Below are 11,254 nucleotides of genomic sequence, written 5' to 3'. Positions count from 1 at the left end.
ATCACACCGGATTTCGGTGGCGAAGACGGGTGTGACGTCGTCGGAACCTGTGTGCTGTCACGGCTGCGGTGTGTGTTCGACGCGTCCACTCGGGCGTGGGCAGAGCCGGGCGCGTTCGAATGCCCCGGCGATCCGGTCGACGATCACGCTCGGCGTCGCCAACTCGTCCCAGACCCACCGCACCACCTGCCAGCCCGCTGCCCGGATCGCGTCCTCGCGCTGCTTCTCCGCCCACAGCACGTCCGCCGCGGTTCGGCCCTCGGGTACGAACCGGCCGTACTTGACGCGTCCGTCGAACTCGCCGACCACACCGCGCTCCTCGAACAGGAAGTCGACGCGACCCAGATGGGTGCCGTCGGCCGCGTAGAGGTTCGGCTGGCAGGCCGGAATCGGCAGTTGTTCGCGGATCAGCAGGACCCGGCTGCGGGATTCGCCGACGCTCTCCGCGCGCCCGTCCAGTAGGTCGACGACGCGTCGCGCACGATTGCGTCCGGCATGTACCGGCAGTGCGTCCGAGGCGTCCTGCAGTTCTGCGAGCGTCAGAGCCGTCGAATGCAGTGCATGATCACCGCTGACAACCGCCTGCTCGAACGGCAGCGATCGCGCCAGGTCCAGTACCGTCCGCGCCACCGTCGTCACCCGGAGACCTCCGACGGCCGTCACCTCGTCGGGCCGCAACGCCGCGGAATGGACGTGACGGCGTCGGGTCCGGCTGCCACCAGACCGGCGATTACGCGTCAGGTGCACGACGTCCAGCGGGGTGTTCCACATGTCGAGGGCGTGCACGACGGCGGCCGACTGATAACTCAGGACCGCGCCCGGCGACGCGGCGCACGCAGTGGCCTCGGCCTGCAGACGATGCACCGCGGCCGCATCGAGTGCGTCGAGTTCGGCCTGCGACGCGTACGTCCCGGGCCGTAGTCGAAGCCACGAGCCGTTCCGGCACTGCCGCTGCAGTTCCTGATCGGTGGCACCGCGCCGCAGCGCCTCGGACCGTCGAATGATGTTCGCCCCCATGCCGGCCATCGTGCCCACCCCGGACCCCCGGCCGGCCCCGCGAATCCTGAATCGGCCGGCGCCCTGTGGATAGCCGTCGGGCTGTGGACAACTCGACTGCACACAGGTTGTGGCGGAATCACACGGGTTCTGCCCGCCGAACGGCCATGTGATGCGGACAAGTGGTGTGTGGTGTCGGGGTGCGCACAGACGACAGCGCCCCCACCGCGGACGGTGAGGGCGCTGTCGTCAGGGAACTACTTCTTGCGGCCCGGAGCCTTGGCGCCGGACTTGAAGCCCAACGCGCCGGGCTTGGCCTGCGGAGGCGGCGGGGTGGCTGCCTCCGACTTCGGTGCCGGGGCCTCGGCCGGTGCGGCCTCGGCCTGCGGCTCGGCAGGCTGCTCGGGCTCGGCGGCCGGAGCCGGTGCCGGTGCCGGTGCAGCGGCGGGGGCGGCCTTGCGGGCGCCCGGTGCCTTCGCGCCGGACTTGAAGCCCAGTCCGCCCGGCTTCGCCTGCGGTGCCGGCTTGGCCTCGGCGGCCGGAGCGGCCGGAGCAGTCGGTGCCTCCGCGGCCGGTGCCGCGGGAGCCTCGGCAGCTGGCGCGGCCGGAGCCTTGGCGCCGGGTGCCTTGGCGGCGCCCTTCATCTGGAGGCCCTTGCCGCCGGGTGCCTTGGCGCCGCCCTTCATGGCGAGTCCGCCGGGCTTGGCGGCCGGTGCGGCGGGAGCCGCCGGTGCCTCGGCAGCGGGAGCCGCGGGAGTCTCGGTAGCCGGTGCGGCCGGAGCCTTGGCGCCGGGTGCCTTGGCGGCGCCCTTCATCTGGAGGCCCTTGCCGCCGGGTGCCTTGGCACCGCCCTTCATGCCCAGTCCGCCGGGCTTGGCGACCGGCGCTGCCGACGCCTCGGCGGCGGGAGCTTCGGCCGCGGCGGCCGGAGCGGCCTCGGCCTGGGCGCCCGGTGCCTTGGCGGCGCCCTTCATCTGGAGGCCCTTGCCGCCCGGTGCCTTCGCACCCGGAGCCTTGCCCAGGCCCTTCATCTGCAGGCCCTTGCCGGCAGCCGGTGCAGCCGGAGCCGCCTCGGCCTCAGCAACCGGGGCCGCGGCAGCAGGAGCGGCCTCGGCAACCGGAGCAGCCTCGGCAACCGGAGCAGCGGCGACGGGAGCCTTCTCGCGCGGCTCGACCTTGATGTTCGCGGTCAGCTGCGCGGGATCGAGACGGGTGACGGTCTCGAGCATCATCTGCGCGACGTCGACGACCTCGACGCCCTCGCCCTGGCCCTGCTCCTGTCGGGCGGTGACGCCGTCGGTGAGCATGACGCGGCAGAACGGGCAGCCCGTCGCGATCTTCTTGGGCGACGTCGACAGTGCCTCGTCGACGCGGTCGACGTTGATGCGCTTGCCGAGCTGCTCCTCCATCCACATGCGGGCGCCACCGGCACCACAGCACATGGACCGCTCGCCGTGTCGCGGCATCTCCTTGAGAGTCGCGCCCGACGCCTCCATCAGCTCGCGAGGAGCGTCGTACACCTTGTTGTGACGGCCCAGGTAGCAGGGGTCGTGGTAGGTGACGTCCTCTTCGAGCTTGGCGACCGGGACCAGCTTCTTCGAGCGGACCAGGCGGTTGAGCAGCTGCGTGTGGTGGACCACCTCGTAGACGCCACCGACCTGGGGGTACTCGTTGCCGAGCGCGTTGAAGCAGTGCGCACACGTGACGACGATCTTGCGCTTGTTGTCCGGGGTGCCGTCGAAGACGGTGTTCAGCAGTTCGATGTTCTGCATCGCGAGCTGCTGGAACAGGAACTCGTTGCCGGCGCGGCGAGCCGAGTCGCCGGTGCAGGTCTCGTCGGCGCCGAGGACCATGAACTTCACGCCCGCGGTCGCGAGGAGTTCCGCGACGGCCTTGGTGGTCTTCTTCGCGCGGTCCTCGTAGGCGCCGGCGCAGCCGACCCAGAACAGGTACTCGTAGTCCTCGAAGGAATCCGCGTCCTGGCCGTAGACCGGGATCTCGAAGTCCATCTCGTTGATCCAGTTGAGGCGGTCCTTGGAGTTCTGGCCCCAGGGGTTGCCCTTGTTCTCGAGGTTCTTGAACAGACCCGCGAGCTCGGACGGGAACTCCGATTCGATGAGCACCTGGTAGCGGCGCATGTCGATGATGTGGTCGACGTGCTCGATGTCCACCGGGCACTGCTCGACGCATGCACCACACGTGGTGCACGACCACAGGGTCTCGGGGTCGATGATGCCGCCCAGTTCGCCCTCGACGGATTCGCCGACCAGCGGACGCTCGGCCTCGGCGAGTGCTGCCGCGGGAATCTTCGCGAGCGCGGCCTCGTCGGCGTTGCCCTCGGCGTCGACCAGTCCGACCTCGTCGCCGCCCATGTCCTTGCGGCCACCGGCCAGCAGGTACGGGGCCTTGGCGTAGCCGTGGTCGCGCAGCGACATGATCAGCAGCTTCGGCGACAGCGGCTTACCGGTGTTCCATGCGGGGCACTGGCTCTGGCAGCGACCACACTCGGTACACGTCGTGAAGTCCAGCCAGCCCTTCCACGAGAAGTCCTCGACCCGCCCGGCGCCGAGCGTGTCGGTGTCGGGGTCGACGTTCTCCATGTCGAGGGCGCGGCCCTTGGACATCATGGGCTTCGCGGCGCCGAGGGCGACGTCGCCGTCGTCCTCACGCTTGAAGTAGATGTTCGGGAAAGCCGAGAAGCGGTGCCATGCGACACCCCACGTGATGTTGCGGCCGACGACGTACAGCCAGATCATGCCGGTCATCAGCTTGACGAACGCGAAGATCGAGACCATCACGGCGCTCGACGGCAGCAGCTTCGCGATCTGCATCGTGAAGAAGTCGGTCCACGGGTTGGCGTGGCCGGTCATCGCGATGCGGCCGGCCTTCACCATGATCATGCCGAGGCCCTCGAGCAGAACGATGACCTCGACGAAGTACGCGGGACCGAACTTCGATCCACCGAAACGCGAGAGCCGGTCAGGGATGCGCGGATGGTTGAGCTGCCGGATGACGATGAGCGTCAGCATGCCGACCACGGTGCCGATGCCCAGGATCTCGTCCCACAGGTGCCATGCCGCGGTGTTGCCGAACAGGGGCCAGTGGAACGTCGGATCGAAAGTCTGACCGTAGGCCTCGAACCACAGCAGGAAGCCGCCGAGGAAGCCGATCATGACGAGCCAGTGCGCCCAGCCCACGGTGCGGAACTTCTGCATCCGGGTGTGCACGATGAACTCGACGATCATCTGCTTGAAGCGCGGGAAGAAGGGGCGCCAGCGGTCGGGCGCCGGTTGACCGATCTGGACGGTCTTCGCCATCCGCCAGGCCCCACTCAGGAATGAGGCCCAACAGACCAGGCTCAGCAGCACGCCGACGGTGCCCAACGTAATCGTCAGGGCATTCATGTCGAGGCCTTTCGTTTCGGGGCAGCACGCGTGCCACCAGGGGTCAGCCCACAGATCCTAGCGCCCAATAAGTTACCCGCCGGTAACTTGTGAGCAGTACTCATCGGTAACATAGCGCGAAGCGCCGCTTCCTGCATCTTCGCCCGCAAAATTCGTCGCAGTTGCACAGACCGTCTGGTCCGAAGCGCCTGTGCGGCGGGCCCGGTCCGCGTGGTTCGAGGCTGGGTTCGGATCACGGTATGCGGTACCGGTGTGACGCACGTCGTGTAGGTAGGCCTAACATGCGCGGGGGAGTTCGATCCGGGGTCGATATGGACGTTTGTTCATTAATTATTCGAAATGAATTTATGACGATTCCGCGTTCTGTCGGGTTATGATTCGCCGCGGATCGGAGACCTTCTCGCGGCCCGTTTGTCCAGGTGGGGTGTGCTGGGAGCGATTCGCAGATTCGAATTCCTATTCGCTCGGGGAGCCACTCGTGGCAGTCACAGAAACGGATATGACAGCCTTATGAAGTTCACGAAGCTTGCCGCAACCTCGGCCCTGGTGATCGCCGCGATGGGGATCGGTGCGGGTACGTCGTACGCCGCGCCCGCGCAGGAGGCGATCGGGTACGCGGCCCACATCGACGGCGGCGCGGTCGTGACCGTCCTCGACGCCGGGGGATTCCAGGTGGCATCGAACGGACAGTTCGTCGAGATCACGAACGACGCCGGCGCCGTCCTGCAGACGCTGCCGCTGTCGTACCGCATCGGCGACCGCGAGTTCTCGATCGCCCCGGTCATCGAGGGACGGCAGTTGACGCTGTCGCCCGAGACCGATCCGGCGAAGGCCACCCCGGTGGACGTCGCGGGACCGACCCTCCCGCCGCTGCCGATCGACCTCTCGATGCTCGACAAGCTGGCCGACGGCGTCGACTCGGCGGTCACCGTCGGCAGCCTCATCGGGACGATCGTCGGGGCTCTCATCGGATGCGTCGGGGGTGGCTCCACCGGCCCAGCCGCCTGCTTCGCGGGCATCGCGGCCGGCGCCGGTACCGGCGCGGTGGTCGGCACGATCCTCGCCGCCGGTCCCGTCCTCGCTTACAACGGCTGGCAGGTGTTCCAGACGATGAACCCGGCTCCGGCGCCCGCAGCCTGACCGGACAGCGCGCACAGACGAAGGAGCCCACTTCCTCGCGGAAGTGGGCTCCTTCGTCTGTGTGTCCGGACGGGCTACGACGTCCGGAGGCGGACGCCCGGGTTGTCGCGGAGGATCGCGTTGATCGGGGTCGCGAAGAGTTCCGGGGTCTGGCCCATGACGGAGCTGACGAAGCCGGCGACCTCGCAGAAGCCCAAGTCGCCGACGGTCGACGCGCTCGAGATGCCGAGGGCGAGGGTGCCGGTGACGATGGTGCCGCCGCTGTCGCCCTGGAGGGCGCAGAGGTTGGTGGCGAATCCGCCGGCGAGCACGCGGGCACCGACCTTGACGTTCTGGTTGGCGGCGGTGACGACGCCGCAGTTGAAGCCCGACGTGTTGCCGGCCTTGCAGACGGGGGCGCCCACGACGGGATCGGCGGTGCCGGTGACGGAGATCGGTGCTGCTCCGGGAACCCGCACGCCGTTGTTCGCGAACCGCTGCGCGGATTCGGCGGTGGGGCGGATCACCGAGTAGTCGAGTCCGTCGAGGCGGGTCTTCTCGAACGTTCCGATCATGGGTCCGGTCGCGTTGCCTGCCGCCGCGTACGCCTTGGATGCGGCGGCCGTTCCGGCGGAGCCGCCGTTGGGGTCGCAGTGTCCGGCGCTGATGTTGACGGGGGCGCCGTTGCGGTCGATCGCGTTGAATCCGAGCGAGCAACGCAGCCCGAGGCCACCGCCGGCCGCGACGTACGGATCCCCGCCGAGGAAGGCGTCGGGTGCATACCGGGCGGCGTCCGGGCCCGGTGCCGCCGGCTGCAGTGACCCGAGGGCGGGGCCGAGGGCGATCCGGGCGGCGCCCTGCAGGAACGGGGGCAGCAGGTCGAACAGGTCGCCCGCGGCATCGTCCGCGCGAAGCACCAGGGTGTTGCCGGCGATGTCGACGGTGATGCCGCGCACCAGGTCGGCGATCTCGCGGGGCAGCGTGTCGATCCACTTGCTCAGGGCGGCGCGGTCGGACTGCAGTCGGTTCTCGCTGCGCTCGACGTCCTTGCTCGTGAACCCGGCCTGCTCGACGGCGGCACGCGCGGCGTCGCGGCCCTCGCCGGCGAGCCCGACGATCGGAGTTCCGGACGGGTCGATCCATGCGCCCGCGAACGTGTCGGGGAACTCGTAGCGGGCGAGCGCGGCGAACTCCGCGAGCTTCTGCCCGAGTTCGGACCGTTCGAGATACTGCTCCGGTGTGAGCTGCAGATCCCGCTGCAGGGCGTCGACGAGTTCGATCGGTAGGTGCGCCGCCTGATCCGATACGCCCGCGGTGGACGACGATTCGGCTGGATCGGCCTGGGCGGCCGCGGTTGCGGGGCCGAGGAGGAGGAGCGCGGTAGAACCGAACACCGCGGCGCGACGTGCGAGCGAGCTTCGCATGTGGGCCTTTCTATTGTGTGCCCCTGCGCCCTGGATCCAGACGTGCGCAGGGATGATCGCCCGGCGTCAGCGAGTGCCCCCCGAGTCGCTACGACTATATGGGTTCGGTACGGCCGTGCCCACCCGATCTACGTAATTTCTCGGGGGTCGATCGTCAGTCGCCGGCGGGGCCGGTGCGCACCGACAGGCCCGCTCCGAGGCCGCCGCCCGACGACGCATCCGCCGCGTCGAGCACGTTCCGAATCGGAATACCGAGGTTCGATGTGCCGCCGTCGAATGCGAGGACGAGGTTGGCTTCGGCGCAGTTCGGGGCTTCACTGCTGTTGGAACCGCTCGTGATGCCCAGTGCCAGTGTGCCGGTGACGATCGCTCCGCCGCTGTCGCCGGCGAGTGTGCAGGCGGTGCCTGCGAAACCGCGCACGATCCGACTGCTGCCGTCACCCATCATCAACTCGGCCTGGACGCGGTCGGCGGAGACGACACCGCACGTGAACGACGACGTCTGCCCGGACTTGCAGATCGGTGCGCCCACCACCGGGACGGCCGTGCCGGTCACGGTGAGGGTGCTGCCGGCGGCGCCGCGGACCACCGGGCGGTCGAGTCCGGCACGCACGCCGGCGTCGTTGATGCGGATCAGGGAGTAGTCGAGCGCGTTCGCAGTCCCCACCACGGACCGGGCGAACTTCCCGACCTCGAGGCTGTTGTCGATGTTCTCGCGGCTGGGCAGGTAGACGCCGGCGGCGGCACCGGGGGCCGGGTCGCAGTGACCGGCGCTGATGTTGATTGCGGTGCCGTTGCGATCGACACCGTTGAATCCGAAGGAACAGACGCCGATCTCGCTGTCGCCGCCGGAGGCCAGGGGTACCGCCGATGTCACGTAGGTGTCGCCGCCCATCGGTGCGCGTTCGACGGGAACGGGGCCCAACGACTGGATTTGGACCTTGACGTTCGCGATGTGGGTCGGAAGGTCGAGCGCACGCCCGGTGGGGCTGTTCGCGATGTCCACGACGACCTGGTTGTTCAGGACGTCGATCGACGCTGCACCGACCTGCGCCGCGATCTCCCGGGGCAGGTCCGCGACCCACCGGTTGAAGTCGGCGAGGGAGGCTTCGAGGCCGGACGCGGAGACCGGCGCCAGGTGCGTGCGGTAGCCGTCGCGCGCCGCGACCAGTGCCGCTTCGGTGGTGGTGACGGCGACGACGGGATGGCCGTCGAGTCCCATCCAGGCGCCGGCGAAGTCGTCGGGGCGTTCGGCGCGGAAGCCCTCGGCATACGACCCGAGCTCCTGCGCGCGGGCGGCGCGGTCCAGGTACTCCTGCGGACTGATCTTCAGGTCTCGGGTGATCGCCTCGACCAGATCTGCGGGCAGTTGATCGACCGGCAACTGCGTCACGGACGACGCGGTGGCGGTATCGGGGGCTGCCTGTGCGGCCGCGGTGAATGGTCCGAGGAGAAGTAGCGCAGAGGATCCTGCGACGGCGACGCGGCGGGCCAACGAACGGGCAGCGGCGCGCGGCGCCGGCGAGGTACGCATTGAATTCCTTCGGGGTCTTCGGGATCAGCCACCAACAATAGGGCAAGGAGTGGTGGGGGCGCCCGGGAACAAAGTCCCGAAGTTCACGATGCCGGTGACTCGGGCACGCCGTGGCCGAGTGCCCGCAACATCGACAGCAACTCCGACCGGGAGTGGGCCCCGAGCCGTCTCCGGATCCGCGCCACGTGGTGCTCCACCGTCTTGGGGGCGATGTACAGGCGGGCGCCGATCTCACGATGGGTCAGTCCCAGCAGCAGTAGTTCGGCCACGTCCCCCTCACGGTCGGTGAGCGTCCCGGCGGCGGGATCGGGGGTGCTCGGCTCGGCGCCGGTGGCGGGCGGGGTTGCCGTTGCGTCCCGGAGCGACCGGGCCACCTGCAGGAGCGTCGTCGCGCCGCGGGTGTCCGAGACCCGTAGTGCGGCTTCGCCGGCGAGCCGTGCGCCGTCCCACGGCAACCCGATCCGGTCGAGTGCCCGCGCTGCGGCCTCGACCTCCGACGCATCCGCCTCCTCGCGGAGCACCCGGAGCCAGACCCGGCCTGCCGCCGCGAGTCCCGCGGCATACGAACTCACCTCGGCGGACGCGGCGAGGGCCCGTGCGTGTGGCATCAGCTTCGCCGGGTTCTCGCCGAGGATCGCCGCCTGCACGCCGTACCAGTGCAGCGACGCGCCCCACAGGGCCGGCTCCCCGAGGCGGGCCAGTAGTTCCTGGGCCTGCTCGACCAGGTGGGTGATCCGCGGTTCGTCGCCGAGTCGCACGGCAGCGAGCCACAGTTCGCCCAGCGGAAGAAGGCTGAACAGGTCCACCGAGTATCCCGCGACGACCGGCTGGGCCAGTGACCACTGGTGTTGCAGCGCACCGAGATCGCCGTTTCGCCGGGCGAGTCCCACCCGGAGTCCGTGGACGAACAGGGCCTCCCGGTGGGGCAGGGGCCGGTCGGTGGGCAGCGGGTCGACGAGCGCGGCGGCACCTGCGAGATCGCCGCCGACCATCGCGGTCCAGGCAGCCAGCACGCGGTGCCTGAGGTGGGCGACGCTGCCCGGCGGGTCCGATTCGAGGGCGCGGCCGAGTACCGATTCGGCGTGCGCAAGCTCCCCGGAGTGCAGGCACAGCAGTGCCGTGACGGCGGTCGCGCTGTCGGGCAGCAGACGGGTGTGGGCGCTGGTGGACATCAGCGACATCGCGCGTGTCAGTGAGTTCATCGCGACCGCACCGGAACCCGCGATGGACTGCGCGAGCCCCTCGGCGACCAGGGCGATGCCGGCGGCCCCCGACGTGGGCGGTCCCTGGCGTCCGACGGCGAGGGCGGCGGCCGCAGCGTCGGGTCGTCCGGCAGCGAGCAGCATCGTCGCGGAGACGGCGGTGTCGGCGCCGACCCGTGCCGGTCCGAGCCATTCGTAGAGATCGGCACTCCGGTCGACCGCGCCCCGACAGGCCGCCACGCTGGCGGAAATTCGAACGGCTGCAGTGAGTTCCGTGGGATCGAGGGAGTCGGTGCGGGTCAGTAGCGAGTCCGCGATCCGTTCCGCGGTGTCGAGGTCTCCGCTCAGTGCACTGGCCTCGCAGTGCCGGACGGCGAGTCGGTCGGCGTCGGCGCCGGCCCGCACCGCGGCGGTGTACAGGACGGACGCTGCCGTCGGCTCTGCCGCATCCGCGCAGGCGCAGACGAATTCGGCCAATCGCGGATCCTCCAGGCCGGATTCGACGAGGGCCAGGGCCGTCTCCGCGTCGAGCGTTCCGGCGTCGAGTCGCGTGGTGAGCAATCGGAGTTGAAGGTCGCGCACCCGGCTGGTGCCGGTGGCGACGGCGATGTGCGGGCGGGCGAAGGGCAACACGGAGCCGGTCCGGGTGGCGAAGGCACTCGCCCGGATTCGGTCGGCAAGCTCCTGTCCCCGGTGCGGATCGACGTCGAGGGCGGTGCTGATGTCGCTCGCGTCGACACCGGAACCGTACGAGCACAGCGCAAGAGCGGCCAGCATCTCGGCATCGAGGTGGCGGAGCGCGGCCAGCAGGTGCGTGACCGCTGCGGCGCGGACGACGTCGTCGTCGCCGGGGGCGGTCGCGGCGGCGGCCAGTCCGGCGTCGATGCCCGCGAGTACGCCCCCGGTGGATTCGTGCAGCGTCGACGCGAGAGTCGCGGTCGGCGGATGACCGAGTCGGTGGGCGCGTTCGGCGATCTCGTCCGCGGTCAGCGCTCGCAGATCGACCACCGTTCCGAGGGACTGGGCCGCCGCGACGAGCAGGCCCAGCGTCGGGTCGTGGGGGCGCGGTTCGGTCGCGACGACGATGGTGCGGTCGCGGCGTCGAACCAGTTCGACGAGGGCGGTGCGTTCGTCGTCGGAAAGGAGGTGCGCCCCGTCGAGTATCAAAGGGCCGCTGGTGTCGTCGCATGATCCGACGGTGGTGTGGACGTCGCCGACCGGGGTGTCCAGTAGTGCGCGCGCCGCCGCGAGCAGGAGGGACTTCCCGCTGCCGGAGTTGCCTCGGAGCAGGACACAACCGGGTGTCGCGACGTCGACGGCGTCGAGGAATTCGCGGGCGCCGGGGACGCCTTCGACGAGTTCGTCCGGAGCCGGCCCGAGGATTTGCGCGGTCGGCATCGGCTACTTTCCGATCAGGACGCCGGTCAACGGGTCCACGACCGCCCCGACTATGCCTCCCACTCCGGTCCCGATGCCGGTTGCGGCGGCACCGAGTCCCTGGCCGATCCCGTTGGCGGCCTTGGCGAATCCCTCGCCGACTTCCCGCGGGGAGGGGCCGTTGATCCCGGGATTCGC

6 protein-coding genes are annotated in these 11,254 nt (G+C 69.9%); 1 reads left to right on the top strand and 5 read right to left on the bottom strand.

What is annotated here, in order from left to right; all coding sequences use genetic code 11:
- Nucleotides 1–57 precede the first annotated feature (57 nt).
- Nucleotides 58–1,026 (bottom strand): hypothetical protein, encoded by a 969-nt coding sequence (locus IJ15_RS0105155; RefSeq protein ID WP_331281009.1) that lies wholly within the window; start codon nt 1,024–1,026, stop codon nt 58–60.
- 227 nt (nt 1,027–1,253) lie between these two features.
- Nucleotides 1,254–4,400, bottom strand: coding sequence for a (Fe-S)-binding protein (locus IJ15_RS0105150; RefSeq protein WP_031937277.1), 3,147 nt, complete (start codon nt 4,398–4,400; stop codon nt 1,254–1,256).
- A gap of 510 nt (nt 4,401–4,910) precedes the next feature.
- Here IJ15_RS0105150 and IJ15_RS0105145 point away from each other — a divergent pair.
- A complete protein-coding gene (locus IJ15_RS0105145; protein WP_031937276.1) occupies nt 4,911–5,540 on the top strand; it encodes a hypothetical protein in 630 nt (209 codons plus the stop codon).
- A 74-nt stretch (nt 5,541–5,614) separates the two neighbouring features.
- Here IJ15_RS0105145 and IJ15_RS0105140 read toward each other — a convergent pair whose 3' ends face one another.
- The 3 genes from IJ15_RS0105140 to IJ15_RS0105130 form a co-directional block, all read right to left on the bottom strand.
- A complete protein-coding gene (locus IJ15_RS0105140; RefSeq protein WP_031937275.1) occupies nt 5,615–6,943 on the bottom strand; it encodes a S1 family peptidase in 1,329 nt (442 codons plus the stop codon).
- 154 nt (nt 6,944–7,097) lie between these two features.
- The gene (locus IJ15_RS0105135; protein ID WP_051918515.1) at nt 7,098–8,477 is read right to left on the bottom strand and encodes a S1 family peptidase; all 1,380 of its coding nucleotides are present in this window, start codon (nt 8,475–8,477) and stop codon (nt 7,098–7,100) included.
- An 83-nt stretch (nt 8,478–8,560) separates the two neighbouring features.
- Complete coding sequence (locus tag IJ15_RS0105130) at nt 8,561–11,077, bottom strand: LuxR C-terminal-related transcriptional regulator (RefSeq protein ID WP_051918514.1); 2,517 nt, start codon at nt 11,075–11,077, stop codon at nt 8,561–8,563.
- Between the last annotated feature and the right edge of the window lie 177 nt (nt 11,078–11,254).

Source organism: Prescottella defluvii, assembly GCF_000738775.1.
Taxonomy (GTDB): domain Bacteria; phylum Actinomycetota; class Actinomycetes; order Mycobacteriales; family Mycobacteriaceae; genus Prescottella; species Prescottella defluvii.
Note: the sequence above shows the minus strand (reverse complement) of the source record. Positions and strands in the feature narration are given on the sequence as shown.